Origin of the sequence: Shewanella sp. DC2-4 (assembly GCF_013248875.1) — a bacterium.
Taxonomy (GTDB): Bacteria; Pseudomonadota; Gammaproteobacteria; order Enterobacterales; family Shewanellaceae; genus Shewanella; species Shewanella oncorhynchi.
The window spans coordinates 408,350-433,088 of the sequence record NZ_JABRVR010000002.1; the positions used below are offsets into that span (position 1 = coordinate 408,350).

Consider the following 24,739-nt stretch of genomic DNA (forward strand, 5'->3'; position numbering starts at 1 on the left):
CAGCCGTAAATGCCCTGATTATGGTTTTTAACATAATTAACCCAAGACTAATGGGCCAAAAACACCGATAATTCACCCTTAATGACTCATTACCAATGACGCGACTTGGTCGATGGGCTGCTACAGACTCGCATATTTAGTGGAAATCATATTCAATGGAAATCAAAGTTAATTTTCTCGACAATCTTAGACTTGAAGCCAAGTTTGATGATTTTACCGTGACCGCCGATCAGCCAATCCGCTACAAAGGTGATGGTTCAGCGCCTAGTCCGTTTGACTATTTCTTAGCGTCGTCAGCCCTGTGTGCGGCCTATTTCGTGAAGGTATATTGCAAAGCCCGTGATATTCCAACGGATAACATTAGACTGTCGCAGAACAATATTGTCGATCCAGAAGATCGCTACAACCAGATTTTCCAAATTCAAGTTGAGTTACCCGAAGATATTTCGGAGAAAGATCGCGAAGGTATTTTGCGCTCGATTGACCGTTGTACGGTTAAAAAAGTGGTGCAAACGGGTCCAGAATTTAAAATTGAAACCGTTGAGAACCTAGATTCAGACGCCAATGCCATGTTAATGGGCCAGCCTAATGGCGCATCGAGCACCTTTATTCTGGGTAAAGATCTGCCGCTGGAGCAAACCATTGCCAATATGACGGGCATGCTCGCCGATCTTGGAATGAAGATTGAGATCTCGTCATGGCGTAACATAGTGCCGAACGTGTGGTCACTGCACATTCGTGATGCGGCTTCGCCAATGTGTTTCACCAATGGTAAAGGCGCGACCAAAGAAAGCGCGCTGTGCTCGGCACTCGGCGAGTTTATTGAGCGTCTGAATAACAACTTTTTCTATAATGATCAATTCTTTGGGGCTGAAATCGCCAATAGCGAATTTGTGCATTATCCCAATGAAAAGTGGTTTGCGTTAGAAGAAGACGATGCGCTGCCAGCGGGTATTCTCGATGACTATTGCTTAGAGATTTATAACCCAGATGACGAGCTGTGCGGCTCGCACTTGATTGATACTAATTCGGGTAATGTTAAGCGCGGCATTTGTGCGATTCCTTACACCCGTAAATCTGACGGTGAAACGGTTTACTTCCCATCGAACCTGATTGAAAACCTGTTCTTAAGCAATGGTATGAGTGCGGGTAATAACCTGCAAGAAGCCCATGTGCAGTGCTTGTCAGAGATTTTTGAGCGCGCTGTAAAACGTCAAATCATTGAGCAAGAAATTGTCCTGCCCGATGTGCCTATGTCTGTACTAGAAAAGTACCCAAGCATCCTCGCGGGCATTAACGGTTTAGAGGAGCAAGGTTTCCCGGTTGTGGTTAAAGATGCCTCACTCGGCGGCCAGTTCCCAGTGATGTGCGTCACCCTGATGAACCCGAAAACTGGCGGTGTATTTGCCTCCTTTGGCGCGCACCCAAGCTTTGAAGTGGCGTTAGAGCGTAGCTTAACTGAATTGCTGCAAGGCCGTAGCTTTGAAGGCTTAAATGATGTGCCAAAACCGACCTTTAACAGCATGGCGGTTAGCGAGCCAGAAAACTTTGTTGAGCACTTTATTGATTCAACAGGAGTGATTTCATGGCGCTTCTTTAGCAGTAAATTTGATTATGAATTCTGCGAATGGGATTTTTCTGGCACCAGCGAAGAAGAAGCTGACGGCCTGTTTGGGATCTTAGAAGCGTTAGGTAAAGAGGTGTATATCGCTGAGTTTACCGATTTAGGCGCATCGGCGTGCCGTATTTTAGTACCTGATTATTCGGAGATTTATCCAGTTGATGATTTGATTTGGGATAACACCAACAAGGCGCTGGCATACCGTGAAGATATCCTAAATCTGCATTCGTTAAGCACTAAGCAATTGGCTAATTTGGTCAACCGTTTAGAAGAAAGCCAACTCGATAACTACACGGATATTCGCACCTTAATCGGCATTGTATTTGATGAAAATACCGTGTGGGGAAAACTGACGATTATTGAGCTTAAGATTCTGATTTATTTGGCACTTGGTGCACACGAAGACGCGATTGAGCTGGTCGGTGAGTTCCTACAGTTTAACGACAATACCGTTAAACGTGGCCTGTTCTACCAAGCCATGAATGCTGTGCTGGAAGTGACCTTAGATGAAGAGTTAGAACTTGATGATTTTATCCATAACTTCAACCGTATGTTCGGTAAAGAAGTGATGGATAATGTCGTTGGCTCAGTCACAGGAAAAGTGCGTTTTTATGGTTTAACTAAGACCAGCATGCAGCTCGAAGGCATTGAGCCGCATTTAAGATTGATTGAAAGCTATAAGAAGTTGCATCAAGCCCGTAAAGCTGCGAAAGACCTGAATTAATTCTGTTATTTGGCATTAGCTTCATGTGTTTAAAAGCGAACCTTTTGGTTCGCTTTTTTGTTTGTTGCTCTTTTGATTCGCGCTTCTTATGAGCACTTGTGGCTATCATTTATTAAGGGCGCTTGTTATTGCTATGTGTGGTTTGAAATGTTCAGCCCGCTTAGGCTGTATTTGATATAACTCGATTTTTGCCGTTACGTTTAGCTTGATACAAGGCGGCATCAGCCCGCTTAAGCGTTTCTTCATAGGACTTATCCAATGGTTCGATAGAGGCGACTCCAATGCTTACGGTGGCAAACAAGCCATTGACCGCATATTTTTGCAGTTCAGTGTAAAAGCAATCGCAGAGGTATTCTGCAAATTCAACCGCTTGCGAATGCTCTACCCCAGGTAGGGCAATCACAAATTCATCGCCACCAAAACGATACGCGCTATCGGTTTTTCTAAATTGAGTTCGGCAGGTTTCGGCAACCGCGATGATGATTTGATCGCCAGCATAATGACCCAACTGATCATTGATGGACTTTAAATGGTCTAAATCGAGGATCAAGATTGAGGTGGGAATACGGTGGCGCTGAAATATATCGAATTGAAAGGTTAAATCACGTTCTAAGCGGCGACGGTTATACAGCCCTGTCAGCTGATCGGTATCGCTTAGTTGACGTAGTTGCAGTTCAAGTTCATGCCGCTTGGAAATATTACTGGCGACCCAAAGCACCACAGGCTCATCATCAACCAGAAAGTCTAGTGCTTGAATGCGTCCCTCAAACCAAATGGGTTGTTCAGGGCCTATATCGGGTAAGCCTTTGACATCTTTATTGCTCAATTCATATTCTTCGATCAGTAATTTTCGGCTGGTTAATGCACTGTCGATAACCTGTAAAAAGTAATTGAGTTTGTCAGCCTTTAACACATCGCTAAGATACAAGCCGATTAGGCCACTACCATCGTGGTAATAACGGTCATCTTTACCACCGAAGACGGCAATGTATTTACCACTTTTTGACAGAACAAAAGTAGGATCAGGAAGTGCATCAAGGACTAAAGCCATTTCTTCTATTTTGATCATCGATTAAAATCCCTGTGGAAAATCACCCAACCTTAAGTCCGCGTGTCCAAGTTATCATAGATAAACTACTCTTTGGCGCTTTAGCCGCGAATGCATCCTGCGAACTCATTACAATTTAGCCGCTTTTGTGGGTAACAACAAACCATAACAATATGCCGTACAATTTATTTGTCGTCGCGATTTTACCAAGGCATCAGAGCGTTCGATGGCGCAGAGTTGTATCCCTGTTGAGGCTTAAAACCTAAGTCCTGCGATCGTATCGAGTCAGTCGTGATGTCTTGAACTTTAGCGTTTGTGCTTATGTTCAAAAAGCTTCATTGCGGTGTTTAGTGGACAGATGATTTTCGAGTAGAATCTAGGGCCTTAATTGTGGTTTTAATTTTACACAGGGATTTATAATGCATACTGCAGATGATTTTATTGAACATTTAGCGCTAGAGCAGCATGTTGAAGGCGGTTATTACCGCTCATCCTATCGTTCAGAAACGGCATTTGATCAGACTCGGGCATTATGGAGCAGTATCTATTTTTTGCTGCGTACGGGAGAGGTTTCCCATTTCCATCGTCTGACAGCTGATGAAATGTGGTATTTCCATGCGGGGCAATCGCTGACGATTTACATGATTGATCCTGATGGGGTGCTAACGACGGCGCAATTAGGGCTTAATTTAGCTGCGGGCGAGCGGCCACAGTTTTTAGTCCCTAAGGGCTGTATCTTTGGTTCAGCCATGAATCAAGATGGTTTTTCATTAGTGGGCTGTATGGTATCGCCCGGTTTTACCTTTGATGATTTTGAGCTGTTTAGCCAACAAACTTTGTTAGCCCAATATCCACAGCATAGTGACATCATCCAACGTCTGAGCAGGTAGGGGGCGCTAAAGTCAGTTAAATTTAGCCAGTTGATTCGTTAAATGGTAACTTGGTTGACATTGCCTCATTCGGCAAAACCAAGGTCGCTCTGAGTCATTAAATTTGACTCAATAGTAAGATATCCCCGCGACAAGGCTTGTCTATTGGCGTTTAACCACGTAAAACATGCTTTTTGGCGTACCTCTATGTACCAAGTGTTATGGAGTAATTGAATTTGGAACACTTAGTGTGGGAGCTCGATCCTGTATTAATCTCGTTTATGGGACTAAAAATACATTGGTATGGAGTCCTGTTTGCTCTTGCTATTACTGCTGGTTTTCAGGTGATGAAGCGGATTTATATCAAGGAAAATCTCGATCTTGAGTCCCTTGATAATTTACTGATTTATTGTGTGGTTGGCATTATTGTGGGCGCGCGTTTGGCCCATTGTATGTTCTACGATCCGACTTATTACTTTGCTCATCCGCTTAAAATCTTGGCGATTTGGGAAGGCGGACTCGCCAGCCACGGTGGTGGTTTAGGCGCGATTCTTGCCTTGTATTATTACCAACGTAAAGTGAAGCTACCCTTCCTGTTTTTGTTGGACAGACTCGCTATCGCCACTGCCATTTTTGGCTTTTTTGTGCGTATGGCAAACTTCGCCAACTCAGAGATTTTAGGCGATCCTACGACTCAACCTTGGGGCATTATATTTGCCCGTGTCGACATGTTGCCAAGACATCCAGCACAGCTCTATGAGGCTTTCGCTTATTTAGCTATCTTTATTGGTCTGTATGCTTTGTATCAATACACGCAGATTAAACAAAGACATGGGGCTATTTTCGGCCTGTTTCTGGTGTCGGTGTTTAGTGCGCGAATTGCGATTGAGTCGATTAAAGTTAGCCAAGCGGCTTACTCTGAAACTTTCTTAAGTGCGGGACAACTTTTGAGCTTACCGTTTTTAGCCGTAGGTATAGTCTTGTTGTTCTTGGCGTATCGAAAGAAAACCGTTTAAATCTGAATATCAAACGGTTAAAAAAGGCTTTCTATCTAGATAGAAAGCCTTTTTTATGAATGAATTAATCATCAAGTATGACGTTAGGCTGTCTTCACTATATTGGTCACCTGCACCATGGCATCCCGAGCGGAACGGCTCACGCCCGAGAGTTGGAAGAAGCCATGGATGACGCCAAGATAACGACGGCAGTGGGCATTGACGCCAGCCTCTAATAGATTCCTAAATAGCTGTTCACCTTCATCGACGAGCGGATCGAATTCGGCGGTGATGATATGGGTTTCGGGTAAGCCTGCTAAGTCATCACGGCGTAGTGGACTGGCTTCTGCATCGGTTCTGGGGTGCCAATCTAAATACAGATCGAAACCTGTTAGCAAGGTGTCGCGGGTGATGATGTATTTCTCACCATTGTCGCTATAGCTTTGGCTCTTCGCGGTGGCATCGAGCATAGGATAGATAAGCACTTGTTTCTGTGGCAACCATTGCCCTTTGGCTTTTAAACGCAGGCAAGTGACTAGGGCTAAATGGCCGCCAGCGCTGTCGCCCATTAGGGTAATATTGGTGCTATCACCGCCCCATTGGTGGCAATGTTGATAGATGACTTCTGCAGCATGGCAGGCATCGTCGTGGGCTGCGGGATAAACATGTTCTGGGGCGAGGCGATAGCGAACGGCGATCACCAGTGCGCCAGAATCATTGGCGAGTTTTCGCAGTTGTTGATTGTGGGTTTCAACGCCGCCACTGACAAAACAGCCACCATGGTAGTAAATGACGATAGGTAAATTGTTTGCCGCCGAGGGTTTGAACAGAGTTAATTCTGCGCCATCGATGGAAATTGCACGCACTTCGAACACCTCTTCAGGCTCACCTGCGAGTACAGTGCTGGCAATATAACCTTGTCTACGTTGCTCAATGGTTTGCTCTCGCACCGATGGGCAACCCGCCGCGATAAACTCGCTAACTAATTGTTTAATTCCCTCTTCTAAATAGAGTTGGCTCATTTAATACTCCCTCAATTTTTAGTGCGCTCGGCTGTTCTGCAATGGGCTGAGTTTATCGGCAGCTTAATTGAATTGGTAGCCTAGATTCACACTCAGCCATGAGCTCTATCATGATTGCGGAAATTAACTTTGGTATTAACTCAGTAATGAATACGGTTGCAGTCGGCATCTTTTTCACTATTACAGATTGAGTTGTAGGGTGTCTTGTAAGAAAATTACCAACTTAATTGACTGTCAGGCTTAATGCGCTTAAATGTCCGCCTGATTGTGCGTTCGATAGCACTTTGATGTCTATTTGTGAAAGTGGGTTTCAGTCTCTTGGCTAAAATATAGGTTGCCAAGATGCTGTTTGAGCGACACATTGAGCCAGCGATCACACTCGTTATTCGTTCTCTATTTGCAGGAATCTTTCGTGGCAAAAGCACCCAAAACATTGCAACAGCGCATGGGCATAGTTGCCCTGACGTGGCCGATTTTTATCGAGACCTTGTTGCAATCTCTGCTTGGGATCAGCGATATCTTTATGCTGAGCCATTATTCCGATAATGCGGTTGCCGCGGTGGGACTCACGACTCAGTTGATGTTCTTCATGATGGTCATGTCCATGATGGTGAGTACGGGCGCAAGTATTTTGATTAGCCAAAGCAATGGGGCAGGCCAACCGCAGCAGGCTATAGACATAGGCGTGGCGAGTGTCGTATTGAGTTTGGTATTAGCCTTGGTCATGGGTGCATCTATGTTCTTTGGTGCTAAGGGCATTATCGGCTTATTTGCGCTTGAGCACGATGTGGCTGGTTTTGGATATGACTATTTAGTGATTTGCGGCAGCTTGAGCATAGGGCTAGTGATGAACATTGCCTTCGCCGCTATTTTGCGTAGTTACGGTTTTACCCGCTCGGCCATGTTAGTCACCTCGAGCACTGGCTTAATGAACGTGATCGGTAATTATATTGCCCTGTATTCACCTTTTGGTTTACCTGTTTATGGGGTAACAGGGGTGGCGATATCGACAGTGACCAGCCAGATCATCGGTGCGTGTATCATGCTGATGGTGATCCGGCATAAGCAAATTCCGCTGCCACTGCAACGACTTAAGCTTTTACCGCGCAGCACTTATTGGAGTGTGATGCGTATTGGCCTGCTCAATGCTGGCGAGATGCTGTCTTACAATGTGGCTCAGATGACCATCATCTACTTTATCAGCCAGATGGGCACTTTATCGCTCACGGCCTACACCTATGGCTTGAATATTAGCCGTTTTATCTATTGTTTTGCGGTAGCACTCGGGCAGGCGACGCAAATTCAGACCGGATACTATGTGGGTAAACAATGGTTCGATGAAATCACTACTCGGGTGCAGCGTTACTGTTTGGTGGGCTTTGTGGCTTCACTGACCATAGTATTAGTCTTCTATTGGCAGCGATTCGTTATTGTCGGCTGGTTGAGTGAGAACGAAGAAGTCATCCAACTGACGGCGTTATTACTGGCAGGTTCCATCGCCCTTGAAACAGGGCGAGTGTTTAATCTGGTGATTATCTCGGCGCTCAAGGGCGCGGGTGATGTGGCATTCCCTGTGCGTATAGGCCTTTTTAGTATGTGGGGTATTGGGGTATTTTTTGCTTGGTTCTTTGGCTTGCATTTAGGTTATGGCGTGTTGGCTGCTTGGCTGGCCGTTGCGGCAGATGAATGGGTGCGTGGATTGATTATGGTGCAGCGTTGGCGCTCGGGTCGCTGGCAGCGTTTTACGCGTATTCCGCCAGTAACCCCAGCTTAAACTGTTCTGATATCAAAAGGTCAACGCTTATTGGTTGCCCCATTTGCCCGATTTCAGTAGTTCATTTTTAAATTGTAGATACCTTGGATGCCCTTCATAGGTTTCGATTTCCATAGTGCTGTAGGGGGCAAAAATAGCCCCTGGAATTTGGCATCCTCTAGTAAGAACGTCTTCTAATGAGGGCATAAAACATTCTTTAATCGGGTCAAAATGGATTTTATAACTGGCATAGCCGCGCTCAACAAATCTATCGGTTATGGTTTTGAATAGCTGTCCAAAAGGTGTATCGAGCGTCTCTGGCGTGGAGTAATAAAAGCCTTGTCCGTACCAGTAGAGTAATAAGGCGGTACCTGCGTCGCAGAGTGGATGTTCGATAATCGCCCTGACCATGTCGGGATCATCGTTATCCCAATTCAAGTTGGCCGCGACAAAATGCAATTCCTCCATACTTTGTAAGTCACTGATACAGGTGATTTGCGTCGCCGCTTTGCCAAAGTAGGTACTGTCTTGATGTAAAAAGTCGTAATCGGGATCGGCGAGTAATTTGGCGAGTTGTTGTTGATTGGCAAAACAGCCAAATTCTGCGCATTCATAGGCGCGAATAAATTGTTCCTGGGAGAGTAATTTAGCCAAGGGAATCCTTTCTTTTTATAGAAAATACAGTTTATAAAAAATACAACGCCAGCCTTTACGTAGTAAAAGGCTGACATAGAAGAAAAGGAGCGTAAAACGTTACGCTTGCTGTTGCAGTAGGGTACGGCACAGCTTAATAAAGTCCGATGAAGTGACGATACCGAGCACTTTTTTATCGGCATCGACGACGGGCAGGCAACCAAGTTTGTTCTCGATAAAATATTCCACCACCACAGTTAAAGGCTCGTCGGCGGTGAGATGCTGATAGTCTTTATCCATCACAGTTGTGATCGGCGTGTATCGTTCCTTGCGCTCGAGCGCGCCTTGGCCGTACTTGTTCAACATAGTCATCACGCTGGCGATCATCTTTTTATGGGTGAGTACGCCAACGAGGGTGCCATCAATTTCAGAAATCACAGGTAAGTGGCGTACGCCACGGGTTTGCATCAGATGGTGGGCATCTTTTAAACTGGCGCCATCGCTGATGCAAATGACTTGATCACTCATAATATCGCTGACTTTCATTGTATAAATTCCTTTTCTTGCCATTCTCTGGCGTGCATTTCACACGCTGCGTTAGCCTGCACCGATGTTAGCAGCTTCTCTGTAAGCTACGCCAGTCCTGCACAAATAAAGTACGCTATCCAGTATAAGTGTTTGAATTGATAGATATCATAAAAGGCTGACAAAGATGTCACAAATGTGTAACAGTGATATCTCACAATCGTGGTCTTATTAGACCTCATACCAGTGAAGCCTTTTCTAACAAGGAATAATAATAATGAATCGTACCGTAACTCGTCGTGATTTTTTGGCTATGTCGGCCAAAGGTGTTGGTGTTGCTGTGATCTCTTACGGCTTGATGGGCTGTAGTGATAGTAATGATGATAATTCTGTACCCGCGCAATTTTTACATGGAATTGCCAGTGGCGATCCGGCAGTCGATGCCGTGATCCTCTGGACCCGTGTCACGCCTGAGTCTGAGGGCGATGTAAAAGTGAGTTGGCAAGTGGCAAGCGATGCGGCCTTTAGTCAATTAGTGACCACAGGTGAGACTGTCACTAATGCGAGCCGTGACTACACGGTTAAGATTGATGCCCGTGGTTTACGTGCCGGGCAAACCTACTTTTATCGCTTTATGACGGGTGATAAAACCTCAGTTGTGGGTAAAACCCGCACTCTGCCTGAGGGTGACGTTAGCTCAGTCAAATTAGCCGTGATGTCCTGTGCTAACTTTCCTGCCGGTTATTTTAACGTCTATGAGTTAGCGGCGGCGCAGGATGATTTAGATGCTGTGGTGCATTTAGGCGATTACATCTATGAATATGCCCGCGGTGGTTATGCCAGTGAGCATGCTGCCGAATTGGGGCGTGAAGTGTTACCCGCCAATGAGTTGCTGACGTTGAGTGATTACCGTACTCGCCATGGTCAGTACCATACCGATGCGAGTCTGCAAAAGTTACACGCGAAAGTGCCTTTTATTACAGTGTGGGATGATCATGAAGTGGCCAATGATACTTGGCGTGATAGTGCCGAGAATCACAACGAAGGCGAAGGGGATTTTGCCGTTCGTAAAGAAGCGGCACTACAAGCTTATTTCGAGTGGTTACCGATTCGCCCATGGCGTGAAGGGAACCATGAAGAGATTTACCGCAGCTTCAGTTACGGCAATCTCGTCGATCTGCATATGTTGGATACTCGCGTATTGGCCCGTGATAAACAGCTCGATTATGCCGATTATATGGATCCTACCACGGGCTCGTTTGCGGGAGAGCGTTTCCTTGCCGATGTCACTTCGACCACTCGCACTATGCTGGGGCTGACGCAATTATTATGGTTGCAGGGCATATTGCTACAGTCGACAGGCAAGTGGCAGGTACTGGGACAGCAGGTATTAATGGGTAAGATGTCATTGCCTGCGGCGATTGCCACTCAGCAGATGAGCATTCCCCAATTTGCCATGTTAGGGGCTTTAGCTGAGTTAGCGGCCCGTGTGGCGGCAAATGATCCCACGCTGACCGCCCAAGAGCTGCAATATCTTCAAGCTAATCAAGCCCTATTAACCCCAGAAGTTATTGCACTGCTGAAATTGCCAGCCATTCCATATAACTTAGATGCTTGGGACGGTTACGCATATGAGCGTGAAGTGATTTTAGGTACGGCTAAATCGAAAAATCTTAACCTAGTTGTGATCGCGGGTGACACCCATAATGCATGGGCTAACGAGCTTAAAGACGTGAATGGCGATACCGTTGGGGTGGAGTTTGCGACTAGCTCAGTATCATCGCCAGGCCTTGAATATTACTTGAATCTGCCAGCGGAACAGATCCCCGCGACCGAGGCGGCAATCGTCGAGTTAGTGCCAGATCTTAAGTACGCTAACTTAAAAGACCGAGGCTTTATGACGCTCACCTTTACCGCTGATGAGGTGCGCAGCGACTGGCATTATGTGGATACCATTTTGTCGAAGGATTTCCAAGCGGCAACGGCACGTGGCTATAGCGCCAAGGCCAAAGTGGGCGAGCATGTGATTACCCCTATCGTTTAACGCAGGTATTTATTCGTTGTTTATCGGCCACCTTAGGGTGGCCTTTTTGTTGCTTTTGGCTTTAAAAGGCAAAATAAATGTCTGTTGTCACGCAAGTTCTTACTATTACTGCAGCACATCGCATTTTTTTGGTATAAAATTCGCTCCCAAAATTCGGCGGCTGCCTACACTTGCTAAGGCAAAGCTGTTCTAGTGTTTTGGGAACCTTTACCCGCCGAACAGACCTTACAGGGGTCATAAGCTTTAACGACCTAAGAATAAAATCAATGTGATGGGGACTGTGTCATGTCAGAAAAGTATTTTGTTACCGCGCAGCAATTGCTGGAAGATTCATTTTTATTAGCTTCGCAAGTGTATGAGAGTGGCTTTCGTCCGCAATTTATCGTGGGTATTTGGCGTGGCGGTGCTCCAATCGGGATCGCGGTACAGGAGTTTTTCGATTTTAAACAAGTTGAAACCGATCACATTGCCGTGCGTACCTCTTCTTATTATGGGATTGGCACCGACAAACAAAGCAAAGAAATCAAAGTTCATGGCCTGCATTACATCGTTGAAAATGCGAACGCGAGTGACGGTTTGTTGATTGTGGATGACGTGTTTGACTCTGGCCGTAGTATTCATGCATTAAAAGAAAAACTCAGCCAACTGATGCGCCTAAATATGCCAACCGATATCCGTATCGCTTGCCCTTATTACAAGCCAAAAAATACCGCAGTGCCTTTAAAACCCGACTATTACATTCATGCCTCTGAAGACTGGTTAGTTTTCCCGCACGAAGTTACAGGTTTAACGCCTGAAGAAATTGCCGAAGGTAAGGGCGATTTAAAGAATATCCAGCACCTGTTTAAATAGCTCGTGGCGAGATATAGATTATTTTCGCAATAAAAAAATGCGTTAACGATTAATCGTTAACGCATTTTTTGTTTTCTATATCGATGACTTATAAATCCATACAGTTAGCATAGTAAGTCACTGTGGCGGGCCAGTCGGAGAACACTCCAATCACGCCGACATCTTTCGCCAGTACATCAAGTAATTTAAAGGTATCGCCTTCGTTATCTATCGCTTCGGTAATGCTTTGATAGTAAAAGCCGCCGCCATTTTTTAATAAACCAGAACGTTCTAGCGACCAAGTGATGATCTTAAGCCCAGCGCCTTTAGCGGCCTTAGCGTATTCCGAAGGAATGATTTTCTTATCCGCATCTAAGGCAACTAATACCCAGAGTGGCGGCGCAATAATTTCGACGCCTTGGGTCTTTAAATCCGCCATTGATGGTGACCAAGTGGCAGAGTTCTGCGGATCAAAGGCGCTGTTATAATCGTATCTGTCATCGAGAAACACGGCTTGCTTCGCAAATTCAGGTGCGTTGGCGACCCAATATTTGATGTCATCTAAAATAAATGACTGGGGGAATACCTGCGAAACATCGACGCCCGCCGCCGTGTATTCATCTAACATTTTTTGCGCGTAATCCTGCTGAGTAAAACCATCGAAGGGCATAGATACGCTCGCCGCTTTTAGCTCAGGCATCATCTTCACTCCGGCTTTTTTAAACATTTCAATACTTTCAGCGTGGGTCATCAAGGTGCCATTGCCAGCGTAGAGATCGGTGCGCCAACTTGGGGTGCCATTGATGAATTCGGCCGCAGTGGTCGCTTTCGGATTGCTGCCTTCCATCTTACCCTTGAGAGTTTTAAATTCAGCGAGGGTGATATCGCTAGTGCAACAGGTTGCCGATGCGCTGACGCCATTGGCGGCATCAGCAGGAGTGAATGGGCTCGAACATTTATTGGCAAGTTCGGGTATGGCTAAAATGTTGGTCGTGCTGGCAAGATCGCACTGTGAGTGGCGGCAAACTAAAGCTTTATCGGCGGTGAAGGTGACATCACATTCGACTATGCCTGCGCCCGAATCGATAGCCGCTTGGTAGGATTCCTTTGTATGCTCAGGGAATTTCATTGGCGCGCCACGGTGGCCTATGGAAAATTCGCTGCGATAAAAATTGTCAGTGGTGCATTGTTCTAAGCGGGTTTTAAGTGTGCTGTCTTGCATCTGACGTACGAGGAATAAGGGTCTTTCTCCCACTTGAGCAGGAACGGATTTGCTGGTGGGTGGCGTGACTGCGGCGTTATCATCGTCATTATTGCAACCGGCTAATAAAGCGCTCGTGGTAATTAACAGGCCGAGTGAGAGCGACGAAATAGGGTGTAGTTTCATCAGATTTACCTATGAGTAATGATGTAAATTATTAATATTAATCAGAAACTCTAAAGTGTTAATGTGACTGAAAAAGCCTACTTTTATGACATAAACAAGAATATATACCGTTTGCACGACGATTATCTAAGGCACGCTAGCTTGCGATAAACTGCCTTCGACAGAGGACGGTCGGGATATATGCACAGTGTTGCTTTAGATGTGAGCATTGACTCCACTGAGCGAGTCAATGAAACTGGCATGAATATTTTCATCTGGGCGATCTTTCTGGGCCGAAATCAAGTACACTGCGCTCCTTTTGTTTTATGATGAGCGTTTGGTTCGCTTGATAAGACAAACGTGACAAGCATCATTTAGGAAATAGAGCAGAATGAGCAAGGGCAAAAAATACGATTTTCGCGTGACACAGGGCGACAACGGTTGGAAAACTGAAATCACTCGTCGCATGACATCAACTAAAACAGTTGTGTCTAAGAGCCACGATGGCTTTGCGACTGAAGCCGAAGCGCAAGCTTGGGGCTTAACTGAATTACAAGTGTTTTTAGGCACGTTAACTGAGCGCAATAAACGTCGCTCAGAGAAACAAGCTAAAGCAAAATTAGCCGCAGCATTAGCGGCTGAAGCGGCTACTGATGCCGAAGATCTTGATGAAGATGATTTCGACGAAGAGTAATACTCATTCGTTTAACCTTGTCTTATCAAGCCAGTGTGACTGTTAGGGAGCCATAACGCGTTCTGAAACGTCACTCTGGCGATGAACAGCAAAAGGCAGATCTTAAGATCTGCCTTTTGTGTTTTTGTCGCTCGCGAAACTGTGCATATCAATTCATTTCATCCTATTTCCTCGTTTATCTTCATACACTCTGTTCGGCTGGACTGATCTGTTGATGCTGTCATTAGCCTGTTTTTATCGCATTTAGCCGGGATTACGTACCCTATACCATTAATAATTAACGATAACTATTATCATTTGATTTACTTAGATGCTGCTCTGTGCTCATATGTAAGGAATTCGAACGCACGTTTAACTTTATCAAGGTAAGGGAACTCCTATGAAACTACTTCAATCCAGTTTATTGCTGTGTTTGTCGGCTTCGGCAACCCTGAGTTATGGCCAAGCCTTAGATGGAGAGGCATTACGCTTACTACAAGCGTCGCTAAAGGATTCGACTTTGGATGCACAAGCGCAGTTAACCAATACTAAACGGGCATTGGCGTTAGATTTAAGCCATCAATATGCGCAGCTCGCACCTATCTTACAGACTGAAATAAACCAGTATCAGTTGGCAGTAAATGCCGATGAGATTCTGTCCCAACATAGGCTCAATGATAATGTGATCACCCAAGCCGATGCATCAATTCGCCGAGTGAAGGGCTTAAGTGCCAAAGCGGATTCTCTGGTGCAAGTGCGTCTAGCGGATGAAGCCATGCTGACCTCATGGCAGCAAGGTGAGTCTCCTTTATTTGCCTATGAGCCCGATGGTGACGAGAGTCAGTGGGATTATATTGAAGCCTTTGATATTCATGGGCAAGTGCATCAATTAGACGTGTATAACCTGCCGCAGCAGCCAGTGTTTGTGGTCGGTATCGATAGCAAAAAAGCCTTTGTGGCTGGCTTAGAGGTGATGCGGGCGACATTTGCCGAAGTACAATCGGCAAAAAAAGAGGGCGCGCTACTGAGCCGTGCGCAAACACAGGCGGTGGCAGACAAGCCGATTTCAACCACAGTGATCAAACAAATATCCTTGAAGGATGACCATGAGCCGTGGATTTCTGGTCGTGCCGAAATTTACGGCATAGTGACTGGGGTTGATCCAAGCCGTGAAGAGCCTGTGCTCGATATCGTCGAAATGCCCTATTTAGATTATGCGGATACGACCTATTATCCGAATCAAATCATCATACATTGGGAGCGTTATCGTTGGGCGGCTGCGGACATGATCTTAATGGAGCATGACGATGGTACTAACTATAAAGTGTTGGCCACTAAGCTGTTGGAAGCGGCGGAGCAGATCTTAAAGTCGATCCCCGATCCTGAAGCTCAGGGTTATGCGCTGATCCCGCAAATCACCAATGGTATTTTAAGTGTGATGCCGGATGCTTGGTTCACCAATGACGATGACTTTGTCGACGTGTATTACACTTTACAGGAAGGGGTTGAATATCCTAACTTGAACGGCGCTAACGGTAATGCGATGACGAGTTTTGCTCCATTAGTCATCCAACCAAGACCATGATGGATTAGTGCGGCTAAATGCAATGGCTGAAATGTAAAAGCGGATCCTAAGATCCGCTTTTTTATTGACTAACTTAAGGTGAGGCTAGGCCATTCCTTTAAGCTTTTAACTTGAAACTGCCTTGCATAATCGCCCAGTGACCTGGGAAACTGCAGAAGAATTGGTAGGCTTCGGTAGCGCTCATACCGGCAGTGCTAAAGGTGATAGACGTTGATTCGCCACCGCCCACTAAATCTGTGTGTGCGATAACGCGCGTATCACCCGCTTTGACATAGGCTGCATCAGGACCTGCACTCATGCCTTCAGTTGCTACTGCTGACATATCGGCTGCCTTAGTTAATACCCAGTTATGGCCCATGGCTGCTTTTGGCAAAGTGCCTGAGTGGGTTAAGGTTAAGGTCACTTCTTTACAGCTTGCAGGTACTGACAGCTCTTTAGTGTCAAATTGCATTGCATCAGTGGCGGCAATTTTCAGTTCACATTCGTTGGCACTCGCTTGGCTAGCGAATAATAATCCTAGGCCGATTAGGCTAGTGCTGGTCACGTTACGTAAAGCTGTGCTTTTTGCTTTCATCTGGTACTTCCTTATTTGAACAAGGGTAGCCGAGCCGTTTTGACTCGGACATGCACCTGCCAGCATAAGCAATCTTCATTAAATGGGAATGAAATCAGCGTGTAAATTATGTATATGCAACTTTAGGTTGAAAGCTTACATTGTTATTGGCGGCAAAATTGTTAGCGGTAAACATAGGTGAGTACTTAGCTTTAGTGAACTAAGTACTCAGGAACTATTATTTATGTGTTTGATTTATAAGTTGTAATTTTTTATAACGCAGGGCGTCTATTTCAGAACTTCTTACGTTTTTAGTACGAAAGCTCCTGTCGATAGGGAATCGCACGTTGTGCACCTGGGCGAGTGACAGTAATGGCACTGGCTGCATTGGCAAATCCCACGGCTGCAGCAATCGACATGCCCTCGCTTAAGCCCACAACTAAGGCGCCATTGAAGGTATCCCCTGCGGCGACTGTGTCTATGGCCTGCACTTCAAACGCAGGTATTAGCCCATTAAAACCTGGGCTGCTGATATATGCGCCACGGCTACCTAAGGTTATGACCACAATCTTTACTCCCTGCTGGTGGAGAAGTTGCGCTGCCATGTGTGCATCATCAAGATGGTTGATCTCAACTCCCGTTAAGGCTTCTGCTTCGGTTTCATTGGGGGTAATAATATCTACCCACTTGAGTACATCTTGGCCAAGTGCCGTCGCTGGAGCAGGATTTAGTACAGTCGTCACGCCAAGATTCTTGGCTATTTGCAGCGCCTTTGCCACTGTGGCAGCGGGCGTTTCCAATTGTGCTAACAAGTACTCCGCATTAGCAAACAGGGCGTAATGAGCTTCTAAGTCATCGGGTGAAAGGCTGGCGTTAGCACCTGCGGCAACGCCAATCGTATTCTCACCGTTATCACCGATAAAAATCATGGCAGTGCCTGTGCTCAGTCCGGCTATTTGGCGGATCCCTTCCGTGCTGATGCCATCTTTCATCCAGCTTTGACGCATATCATCGCCGATACTGTCTTGGCCGAGATGGCAGATAAAATCAGTGCGTGAACCTGATTTGGCTAAGCGCGCGCAGGCGACGGCTTGATTGGCCCCTTTGCCGCCCTGTTCGAGGCGGTAATCTCGGCTCATTAAGGTTTGCCCTGCAGCGGGCAGGTACTCAAATTTCATCACATGGTCGGCATTTGCACTGCCGATAACGAGTATCTGGCTCATAGAAGACTCACTGTCATTTTTATCTGCGATTGAGATAAGTTGCATCATAGACGCGTAAACTGTCTACCAGTAAATTGACAAAGCCTTGCCTATCGAGCCCAAACAGCACAGTCGCATTGGCGGCTTTACCTGTTAGCTGATAGCGATCGACCACTGTCATGCCTAAGGTCAACTCACTTTGGGTTTCAATGCTTACCCAGCAATCTTGCGCCTCAAATAGCTCAGGTTTAAGCAACCAAGCGATCGTGCAGGGGTCGTGCAATGGCGCACCAATAAAGCCCCATTTAGGATCTCTGTGGTAAATCATAAAGAAATCCAATAATTCGGCGACGCACTGAGCAATTGGATTTTGAATCGCGCGAATGCGTTCGATATCTTCGTCCATAATCTGCGCTTGATGAGTTACATCGAGGCCGCACATGGTAATGGGAATTCCGGATTTAAAGACAATATCGGCGGCTTCGGGGTCGACAAAAATATTAAATTCGGCGGCTGGGGTCCAATTACCGACACCGGCTGCGCCGCCCATTAGCACTATGCGCTCAATTTTATCGTGTAACTCGCTATGACTCGCCAGTAAAAGGGCGATGTTAGTCAGCGGCCCTGTGGGAATTAAGGTTACTGGCTGATGACTTTGGCGAATTTGCTGCGCCATTAATTCAACTGCGGTAATGGCTTGAGGACTAAAACTTGGATTAGGCAATGCAGGGCCGTCGAGTCCGGTTTCACCATGGACATTGTCGGCAATGATTAATTCACGAGCTAATGGCTTGACGGCGCCGCCAGCGACAGGAATATCACTGCGATTTAATAAGGTTAAGATCCGCAGGGCATTATTGAGCGTTTTATCCGGCGTTTGGTTACCGGCGCTGGTGGTGACGGCCAGTGGAACCAGCTCTGGATGGGCGAGAGCTAAAATGAGCGCAATAGCGTCGTCATGGCCGGGATCGCAATCCAGAATAATAGGGCGAGTCATACTGTTACTCCTTTAAACAGCGGTGATGAGTGCTTAGAATAGCATGCCATCAGTTAGGCGCTAGCCTGTGGAGGGGACTTGCAGAGTAAACTGTGAGCATTTTCGTCTTTTTATCAACAAGCTGCTAGAATTCTGCCCATTTTTGACACTAGGCGATGTTAGGTAAATCCATTCTCGCTCTGTCCGCTGCACAACATTGAATGACATATCCAAGCAAATACAAGGAAATAAGTAATGCTCACTTATCGAATCACTTGGCCTAAGGCTTTACTCGCGGGCATGGTTGCCATGCAGATCTCTGGCTGTAGCGATCCTCAACCTATGGCCGTTCTGGAAAGTAATAACGAGTCATTGCTGCAGTTTGATAACGGCAAATTGCTCCAACTTAAGGAAAATCCGAGTCCACAGTATCGCCATATTCCCTGTGATTTACCCGCAGTCGAGACTGTGGTCAACAACAGTTCGGCCTTTGCGGCGTTAACTAAATCCGGTGAGGTGATCACTTGGGGCGACAGTTATGCTGGCGGTGATAGCAGGGAGGTGACGGAGCAGCTTAAGCAAGTTAAGCAAATCGTCCCAGTTAAGGACGGGTTTGCCGCGCTACGTCAAGATGGCACTGTGGTTTACTGGGGTAATGTGGGGAAATTGAGCCTCGACAAAGCCCTGCAAAACCGCATGACCAATATTACCAAGTTGTTCGCTAATCAAGAGGCCATTGCGGCCCTTGATGCTAATGGCAAGGTACACACTTGGGGTTATGGCCCCTACGGCGGCAATAGCTTACATGTGCAGGATCAATTAGTTGATGTTGTCGATATCTTTGCCAGAGGACGCAGTTTTGTCGCCCTCAAAAAAGAGGGCAGTGCAGTGATTTGGGGGCAGGTTGAAGAGTCGACCAATATGAAAAAGTTACTCCCGCAGCTTACGGATGTAGCGAAGATCGAATATTTTCAACACACCTATGCCGCCTTGAAAAAGGACGGCACTGTGGTGAGTTGGGGTTGGCGCAGTGATGCTTACTCGATCCGCAGCGCCTTAAAGGATGTGGCGAGTATGACGGCAAACAATTGTGCCTTTGCGATTTTAAGTCCTACGGGGGATGCGCATTTTTGGGGCGATGGGATTAACTGTGGTGTCGATTGGATTAAAAAAACCAATATCACAGGGGTAAAAGAGATTATTAGCATTGGCTCAGGCTTTTTATTACTGCGGGATAAGGCCGTGCCGCAAATAGTGGCCGACGATACTGATTACGCTCATATGTTTGGGTTTCACTATGCCCAAGAGATTCTTGATAAATATTGGCAGGAAGGCAGCATCATTACTCGAGGGCCTGCCTCCTTTGTGTTTACGCGTCCCGATGGCAAAGTGGTGCCTGTTGGTTATCGCGCCAACCGTGAAAATGTGGAGAAGTTGATTGCACGTATTCCGCGACTCACTTGGTTAGATGGCGCAAATGACGGTTATGTTGGCATCAGCGAAAAGGGGGAGCTGGTCTCTTGGTCGATGAATTTGCCCATGTTCGACAAGTCGCCGGTACAACCTGCTGACTCGTTAGTGATTAAACCGCTGGATTTTACCCCCGTTGCCCAATGCGAAACTCCTGAGCAGCGTCAGGCGATTTTGAGCCAAGACAGACCAAAACCTGCGGCAAAAAACTGGGATGGCGTTTTCTAGCTCATGTGAGTTTTCTCGCTAATCTGAGATTGATGGACTTTCATCCGTATAGACGTCTATAATGCGCGCGCTCAGGTCTGATATGCTCTGAGCCTTGTTGGGCGTTAACAGGTTGTACGCCCTTTGAACCTAATTTTGAGTCAACCTTCTGTGGTGCTTGCGATGATAGCGTCGTGAGATAATCGGGAAGCCAGTGAAATTCTGGCACTGCCCCCGCAACGGTAAAAGGTGAGAGAGGACCGCGTTTGATTGGTGTGTTCAAGACAGAACCCGAAAGTCAGAATGTGAAAGGTCAGTCTCGTGTTAATCCAACTTTAATGGATTAACATAGCCTAAGTCCGGAGACCGGCCCTAAAGGTGTTTTTGAGATTTCGGTGGGCAGATCTCAAAATGCGATAATCACCGTCAGTATTTACGACTGAATTAACGGTATCGTGGCGTCAATGCCCCGTTTTCCTTGCAGGAGTTAAAGGTAAAATGGGAACAAATCCAACAAAAATCGCGCTGCTGATCGGCAGCCTTTGCAGTTTTTCAATTATCGCGCCCGTTATGGCGGCTGACGATACCAGCACAGCTAAAGTCGACGAGCATCTTGTCGTGATCGGCCGCTCTGATAAGACCCCGTTAAATATTGCCGCCAATGTGAATGTGATTGATGCCGCTGCGATTGAAATGAGTGGCGCGACTAATTTGACCGACGTCTTACGTGGTCAAAGCGGTATTCAAATTTCGGATAACAATATTGGAACTAGCTTTGCGATGCGCGGTTTTAGCGCCAGCACTGCCGTTAATAACACGCTGATTTTACTTGATGGTCGTCGTCTCAATAATATCGATATCGCCGCACCTAGCCTTAATGCCATTCCGCTTAATCAAGTGGATCGTATTGAAATTTTATCGGGTAGTGCAGGTGTACTTTATGGCGATCAAGCCGTGGGTGGGGTGATTAATATTGTCACTAAGTCCCCTGAAAATACTGGCGGCAGCGTGCAGTTATCTGGCGGTAGTTTTGATACCTATGAAGGTCGTGGTGATGTGTCTGGCGCGATCAACAAAGATTGGCGTTACTTTTTCACCGGTAGTTACAACCAAGGTGACAACTATCGCCAGCATAATGCCAACGAAACCGGCTCTATTCTTGGCCGCATTCAATATAAAACAGCCACAGACTCCTTCTTTGTTGAAACCAGCTACTACGATAACGATCGTGAAAATCCGGGCTCGCTTACTGAAAAGCAATTTAAAGACGATCCCCGTGCTTCATTAAATAAGGTAGAGTATGCCCACGAGATGACCACTGCGGCGCGAACGGGTTACCAGCATCAGCTTAATCAAAACTGGGCGCTGGCGGCGGATTTAGATTATAGCGATACCTTGGTGTCTTCTCTTAATTGGGGGGCGAACAGCCATAACACACGCTCACTGTTAATGTTTAGCCCTAAAGCGTTAGCGAATTACAGTACGCGTCAAGGCGAGCTAAACCTAGTCACAGGTTTAGACATCAGCCGTGGCAAGGCTGATTTTGACACTATGGCGCGCAGTAATGTGCAGCAAATGCAAAGCGCCTATCTACAAGCTACAGTGCCTTTAAGTCATACTTTAAGTTACGTTGTGGGTGGACGATATGCGCGGGTGACCGATGAGTTAGTCGATGGCAATGTTTATCCTAATGGCATGGATTTAGACGAAAATGCCCACGCATTCGAACTGGGTTTAAATTACCGCCCAACTGCGGAGCACAGACTCTATGTGCGCGCCGATGATAACTTCCGTTTTGCCAAAGTGGATGAGCAAGCTTATACATCGCCGGGCGTATTTGGCTTAAAGCCGCAAACAGGCCGTTCCTATGAGGCGGGTTGGGATTGGGCTGTCGCTAGTCAAACCCTGCGAGTCAGCCTATATCGTCTCGATTTAGAGGATGAAATTGTTTATGACTCGAGTGCAGTTAAACCCATAGGTGGAAATTTCAACGGTGCAAACGTAAATGCCGACGCTTCTCGTCGTTATGGCGCGGGTGCCGATTGGGATTGGCAGATCACTAAAGCGCTGCAACTCGGGCTAGAGTATAACTATACCGACGCCGAATTTACCGATGGTGCTAACGATGGCAAAGAGCTGTCTTGGGTGGCAAAACACACGGGACGCGGTTATGTCAGCATGGATTTTGCTGAGCATTTCCAAGTATTTGCCGAAGCTATCTACACGGGTGATCGTTTTATTGAAGGCGATAACGCTAATCAAGGTGATAAGCTAGCAAGTTACGTGCTTGGTAATTTAGCCTTGAATTATAATCGTGATGCTTGGCTTGCAAGTCTGCGTATCGATAATGTATTCGATAAAGATTATGTCAGTGCAGGTTATTACGGTGGCGATTGGGGGGATAGTTACTATTCTGGTCGAGGCCGTGATATTCGTTTCACTGTGGGCTACCGCTTCTAATTATTAATGAGCTATCTAATAACAAAGCCAGACTGAGTCTGGCTTTTTATTTTTTACGCTGAGTTCAAAGAATAAATCTTAAAATAGGTATAGTCTTGAATATCGTTTTAGTAGAGTGGTTTAATTGTCGTTATCTATAGTGTTAGCGGGCAGTCATCACTAAATAGGAGTAATTTATATTTTACTCTGCTGTTTATGGCTGAAATTCTTAGTATTTTAGGTATGATGTGAGCTGTAACCGAATCATCTTATTGTTAATAAACAGGTGTAAAGTGTCTTATGACTGATCTTGAGCAACAGGTTTTTACTCAAGTTAGAGCTATCATAGCGAACGAAGAGCAAGTGATTGGCCGCCGAGGAATTCTAATTCCACTCAAAAAAGCGATCCTTGCTGAAGGCGACATTCGTAATGTGATTGACATTATCTCGAGCGATCCCGCATTGGCAGCGCACATGCTTATGCGCAGTAATTCCGCACAGGCTGCTGTAGTGGAAAATCACAAAACTCGTTCGTTGAAAGAAGCTTTGATCCGCTTAGGTCAAGTTAATATCTATCGCTACGCTTTTACGTTCTATTTAAAAGAACGCCTCGATGAACTGCCACAGCCCTATAAAAAGTTGGTCCAAGGTTATTGGAAGCTGACTGAAGATATTGCAACGGATGCGGTAGATAGCTTAGCGGATATGGAAGGTGTGGAGGTTGATGCTGACGAAGTACAAACCTTAGCTCTGTTCAGTGTGTTCGGCCAAATTATCGCACTGACCGCATTTGCCTATTTAAATGCTAATGCCGAACAGTCATTTCCTTTAAGTGTGATTAAGTCATTGATTGATAATCAACAACAGACCTTAACCATCGAAGCGTTCGAGGCGTTAGATCTCGATCAGGATCTGCGTCAAGAATTTATGATCGCCCATAATTTGCGTCAGACCCGTAATCCTAATTCATCAGGGTTGATACTGCGCCGTGTCTTGTCTATGCGTGGATTGTTGATGAATCCGCTGTAATTTGTCGATGCTATGAAATAGTCATTTGACTCAATAAACAAGCCTGCATTCGCAGGCTTTTTTATTCAATGTCACCCGCATTAATTCGTCTTCTGCTGGCGGGATAAACCTTCCCTCGCCACCAGTTGTAACCAATTTTGGATCAATGCAGAGTTAGCACTGTGGCGGCGATAGGCACCAAATAGCGGTCGTTTCAGGCCTTCTTGGCCGAGTTTTACCGTAGCGAGACTCAGTCCATGTCCTTCATTAATCGACCAGCTTGGCAGTGCGGCTATGCCGTCTTTACAGGCGATGCGTTGCAATAACATCATGGTTAAATCACAGGTTTTTTGCTCGCCCGCCTCTATGCCCGCAGGCTCTAAAAAGTGGCGATAAATATCTAAACGTGTCAACGGCACTGGATAACTGATAATAGGCAAGTGTGCTAATTGCTTAGGGGTGACATAGGCTTCTTTCGCTAAAGGATGATCCTTAGCAACCACTAACCTCACTTCAAAATCAAACAAATGCTGGTAGGCGAGTGAATGCCCAGGCACAGGATCTGAGGTTAATACAATATCCAGTTCACCCATTTCTAAGGCATTGAGCGAGTCGAACAGATGACGGCTCGACAAGTCTAACTCGGCTGCCGGATGATCTTGCCTAAATTGCTCCATTACAGGCATTAACCAGCGAAAACAGCTATGGCACTCAATGCCGACACGCAACTGATTGGTTTCGGTTTCCAGCCCATTCTTCAAATCTGTCTCGGTTTCTAACACTTTAGGCAAAATTTCTTCGGCCAGATGCAGCAGGCGTGCACCTTCTTGGGTGAATGACAGTGGCTTACTCTTACGCACAAAAATGGGCGAGTTAATCCTTTGCTCCAACTCCTTAATCTGGTGGGAGAGGGCGGATTGAGTGACAAAACGTTTTTTGGCTGCGCCCGCCAAACTGCCGCTTTCTTTCAGGGCCATTAAGGTTCGCAGGTGTCTTAGTTCGATCATGTTCACTCCAAGTGAATTTCGCTCATGTTGTGCTTGAAATCAATTCGGTTGCTGGCATAGAGACTAACACAATAAACTTCTAGACGTCCAGACGCCCATTGTTATTTATCAAGGCTGAAGTGCTGAAAAGTGCCAAGAGAAAACAATCTGGTGGGTGCAAGTGCCGAATGTGGCTTATCTCAAATAAA

The 24,739-nt window shown here is 46.1% G+C and carries 20 protein-coding genes and 1 riboswitch; of the genes, 11 read left to right on the top strand and 9 right to left on the bottom strand.

The annotated features are described in order from the left end of the window. The first annotated feature begins 155 nt into the window (after positions 1–155). On the top strand, positions 156–2,345 hold the full coding sequence (locus tag HQQ92_RS02470) for an OsmC domain/YcaO domain-containing protein (protein ID WP_173242846.1): 2,190 nt from the start codon (positions 156–158) through the stop codon (positions 2,343–2,345). A 160-nt stretch (positions 2,346–2,505) separates the two neighbouring features. On the opposite strand, the gene HQQ92_RS02475 is transcribed toward HQQ92_RS02470, so the two are convergent. Further along, positions 2,506–3,414 (bottom strand): GGDEF domain-containing protein, encoded by a 909-nt coding sequence (locus HQQ92_RS02475; protein WP_173242848.1) that lies wholly within the window; start codon positions 3,412–3,414, stop codon positions 2,506–2,508. A 398-nt stretch (positions 3,415–3,812) separates the two neighbouring features. Here HQQ92_RS02475 and HQQ92_RS02480 point away from each other — a divergent pair, with 398 nt between their 5' ends. After that, complete coding sequence (locus tag HQQ92_RS02480; RefSeq protein WP_173242850.1) at positions 3,813–4,283, top strand: cupin domain-containing protein; 471 nt, start codon at positions 3,813–3,815, stop codon at positions 4,281–4,283. A 215-nt stretch (positions 4,284–4,498) separates the two neighbouring features. After that, positions 4,499–5,278 (top strand): prolipoprotein diacylglyceryl transferase, encoded by a 780-nt coding sequence (gene lgt / locus HQQ92_RS02485; protein WP_105250184.1) that lies wholly within the window; start codon positions 4,499–4,501, stop codon positions 5,276–5,278. 83 nt (positions 5,279–5,361) lie between these two features. Here the strand turns inward: lgt and HQQ92_RS02490 are convergent, their stop codons facing one another. Continuing rightward, positions 5,362–6,279, bottom strand: coding sequence for an alpha/beta hydrolase (locus HQQ92_RS02490; RefSeq protein ID WP_173242852.1), 918 nt, complete (start codon positions 6,277–6,279; stop codon positions 5,362–5,364). A gap of 412 nt (positions 6,280–6,691) precedes the next feature. Between HQQ92_RS02490 and HQQ92_RS02495 the strand changes: the two genes are divergently transcribed. Continuing rightward, positions 6,692–8,053, top strand: coding sequence for an MATE family efflux transporter (locus HQQ92_RS02495; RefSeq protein ID WP_173242854.1), 1,362 nt, complete (start codon positions 6,692–6,694; stop codon positions 8,051–8,053). Between the two features lie 27 nt (positions 8,054–8,080). Here HQQ92_RS02495 and HQQ92_RS02500 read toward each other — a convergent pair whose 3' ends face one another. Beyond that, positions 8,081–8,686 carry a DUF4274 domain-containing protein gene (locus HQQ92_RS02500; RefSeq protein ID WP_105250181.1) on the bottom strand — a complete coding sequence of 202 codons (606 nt, stop codon included), beginning with the start codon at positions 8,684–8,686 and terminating at the stop codon, positions 8,081–8,083. Between the two features lie 99 nt (positions 8,687–8,785). Then, positions 8,786–9,211 (bottom strand): HPP family protein, encoded by a 426-nt coding sequence (locus tag HQQ92_RS02505; RefSeq protein ID WP_173242855.1) that lies wholly within the window; start codon positions 9,209–9,211, stop codon positions 8,786–8,788. Between the two features lie 256 nt (positions 9,212–9,467). Between HQQ92_RS02505 and HQQ92_RS02510 the strand changes: the two genes are divergently transcribed. Continuing rightward, entirely contained in the window at positions 9,468–11,234 is a 1,767-nt protein-coding gene (locus tag HQQ92_RS02510; protein WP_173242856.1) for an alkaline phosphatase, read from the top strand. A gap of 285 nt (positions 11,235–11,519) precedes the next feature. Then, complete coding sequence (locus tag HQQ92_RS02515) at positions 11,520–12,086, top strand: phosphoribosyltransferase (RefSeq protein ID WP_028759331.1); 567 nt, start codon at positions 11,520–11,522, stop codon at positions 12,084–12,086. Positions 12,087–12,174: 88 nt separating this feature from the next. Here the strand turns inward: HQQ92_RS02515 and HQQ92_RS02520 are convergent, their stop codons facing one another. Further along, on the bottom strand, positions 12,175–13,452 hold the full coding sequence (locus HQQ92_RS02520) for a glycerophosphodiester phosphodiesterase family protein (RefSeq protein WP_173242857.1): 1,278 nt from the start codon (positions 13,450–13,452) through the stop codon (positions 12,175–12,177). A 370-nt stretch (positions 13,453–13,822) separates the two neighbouring features. Here HQQ92_RS02520 and HQQ92_RS02525 point away from each other — a divergent pair, with 370 nt between their 5' ends. Both HQQ92_RS02525 and HQQ92_RS02530 read left to right on the top strand, forming a co-directional pair. Continuing rightward, entirely contained in the window at positions 13,823–14,125 is a 303-nt protein-coding gene (locus HQQ92_RS02525; protein ID WP_105250177.1) for a DUF3622 domain-containing protein, read from the top strand. A 379-nt stretch (positions 14,126–14,504) separates the two neighbouring features. Then, positions 14,505–15,689 carry a DUF3103 domain-containing protein gene (locus tag HQQ92_RS02530; protein WP_173242858.1) on the top strand — a complete coding sequence of 395 codons (1,185 nt, stop codon included), beginning with the start codon at positions 14,505–14,507 and terminating at the stop codon, positions 15,687–15,689. 97 nt (positions 15,690–15,786) lie between these two features. Here HQQ92_RS02530 and azu read toward each other — a convergent pair whose 3' ends face one another. From azu to rihA, 3 genes are all read right to left on the bottom strand, one after another. Then, on the bottom strand, positions 15,787–16,263 hold the full coding sequence (gene azu / locus HQQ92_RS02535) for an azurin (protein WP_028759449.1): 477 nt from the start codon (positions 16,261–16,263) through the stop codon (positions 15,787–15,789). Between the two features lie 290 nt (positions 16,264–16,553). Then, the gene (rbsK, locus tag HQQ92_RS02540) at positions 16,554–17,465 is read right to left on the bottom strand and encodes a ribokinase (RefSeq protein WP_173242859.1); all 912 of its coding nucleotides are present in this window, start codon (positions 17,463–17,465) and stop codon (positions 16,554–16,556) included. 19 nt (positions 17,466–17,484) lie between these two features. Beyond that, entirely contained in the window at positions 17,485–18,441 is a 957-nt protein-coding gene (rihA, locus tag HQQ92_RS02545; protein ID WP_173242860.1) for a pyrimidine-specific ribonucleoside hydrolase RihA, read from the bottom strand. A 234-nt stretch (positions 18,442–18,675) separates the two neighbouring features. On the opposite strand from rihA, the gene HQQ92_RS02550 reads away from it, so the two are divergent. The 3 genes from HQQ92_RS02550 to HQQ92_RS02560 all read left to right on the top strand — a co-directional run bounded on the left by HQQ92_RS02550 (position 18,676) and on the right by HQQ92_RS02560 (position 23,565). Next, positions 18,676–20,118, top strand: a complete 1,443-nt coding sequence (locus HQQ92_RS02550; protein WP_173242861.1) for a hypothetical protein — start codon at positions 18,676–18,678, stop codon at positions 20,116–20,118. A gap of 134 nt (positions 20,119–20,252) precedes the next feature. Continuing rightward, positions 20,253–20,487: riboswitch (cobalamin riboswitch) on the top strand. 108 nt (positions 20,488–20,595) lie between these two features. Continuing rightward, positions 20,596–22,557, top strand: a complete 1,962-nt coding sequence (locus tag HQQ92_RS02555) for a TonB-dependent receptor (protein ID WP_173242862.1) — start codon at positions 20,596–20,598, stop codon at positions 22,555–22,557. Between the two features lie 279 nt (positions 22,558–22,836). Further along, positions 22,837–23,565 carry an HDOD domain-containing protein gene (locus HQQ92_RS02560; RefSeq protein WP_105250172.1) on the top strand — a complete coding sequence of 243 codons (729 nt, stop codon included), beginning with the start codon at positions 22,837–22,839 and terminating at the stop codon, positions 23,563–23,565. Between the two features lie 80 nt (positions 23,566–23,645). Here HQQ92_RS02560 and HQQ92_RS02565 read toward each other — a convergent pair whose 3' ends face one another. Next, positions 23,646–24,551: a LysR family transcriptional regulator gene (locus HQQ92_RS02565; protein ID WP_173242864.1), complete on the bottom strand. Its 906-nt coding sequence runs from the start codon at positions 24,549–24,551 to the stop codon at positions 23,646–23,648. Between the last annotated feature and the right edge of the window lie 188 nt (positions 24,552–24,739).

Excerpts from the sequence above, each read along its gene's own strand:
- HQQ92_RS02470 (WP_173242846.1), top strand. The coding sequence starts at position 156 with ATGGAAATCAAAGTTAATTTTCTCGACAATCTTAGACTTGAAGCCAAG.
- HQQ92_RS02475 (WP_173242848.1), bottom strand. The coding sequence starts at position 3,414 with ATGATCAAAATAGAAGAAATGGCTTTAGTCCTTGATGCACTTCCTGAT.
- HQQ92_RS02480 (WP_173242850.1), top strand. The coding sequence starts at position 3,813 with ATGCATACTGCAGATGATTTTATTGAACATTTAGCGCTAGAGCAGCAT.
- HQQ92_RS02490 (WP_173242852.1), bottom strand. The coding sequence starts at position 6,279 with ATGAGCCAACTCTATTTAGAAGAGGGAATTAAACAATTAGTTAGCGAG.
- HQQ92_RS02505 (WP_173242855.1), bottom strand. The coding sequence starts at position 9,211 with ATGAAAGTCAGCGATATTATGAGTGATCAAGTCATTTGCATCAGCGAT.
- HQQ92_RS02510 (WP_173242856.1), top strand. The coding sequence starts at position 9,468 with ATGAATCGTACCGTAACTCGTCGTGATTTTTTGGCTATGTCGGCCAAA.
- HQQ92_RS02515 (WP_028759331.1), top strand. The coding sequence starts at position 11,520 with ATGTCAGAAAAGTATTTTGTTACCGCGCAGCAATTGCTGGAAGATTCA.
- HQQ92_RS02520 (WP_173242857.1), bottom strand. The coding sequence starts at position 13,452 with ATGAAACTACACCCTATTTCGTCGCTCTCACTCGGCCTGTTAATTACC.
- HQQ92_RS02525 (WP_105250177.1), top strand. The coding sequence starts at position 13,823 with ATGAGCAAGGGCAAAAAATACGATTTTCGCGTGACACAGGGCGACAAC.
- HQQ92_RS02530 (WP_173242858.1), top strand. The coding sequence starts at position 14,505 with ATGAAACTACTTCAATCCAGTTTATTGCTGTGTTTGTCGGCTTCGGCA.
- azu (WP_028759449.1), bottom strand. The coding sequence starts at position 16,263 with ATGAAAGCAAAAAGCACAGCTTTACGTAACGTGACCAGCACTAGCCTA.
- rbsK (WP_173242859.1), bottom strand. The coding sequence starts at position 17,465 with ATGAGCCAGATACTCGTTATCGGCAGTGCAAATGCCGACCATGTGATG.
- rihA (WP_173242860.1), bottom strand. The coding sequence starts at position 18,441 with ATGACTCGCCCTATTATTCTGGATTGCGATCCCGGCCATGACGACGCT.
- HQQ92_RS02550 (WP_173242861.1), top strand. The coding sequence starts at position 18,676 with ATGCTCACTTATCGAATCACTTGGCCTAAGGCTTTACTCGCGGGCATG.
- HQQ92_RS02555 (WP_173242862.1), top strand. The coding sequence starts at position 20,596 with ATGGGAACAAATCCAACAAAAATCGCGCTGCTGATCGGCAGCCTTTGC.
- HQQ92_RS02560 (WP_105250172.1), top strand. The coding sequence starts at position 22,837 with ATGACTGATCTTGAGCAACAGGTTTTTACTCAAGTTAGAGCTATCATA.
- HQQ92_RS02565 (WP_173242864.1), bottom strand. The coding sequence starts at position 24,551 with ATGATCGAACTAAGACACCTGCGAACCTTAATGGCCCTGAAAGAAAGC.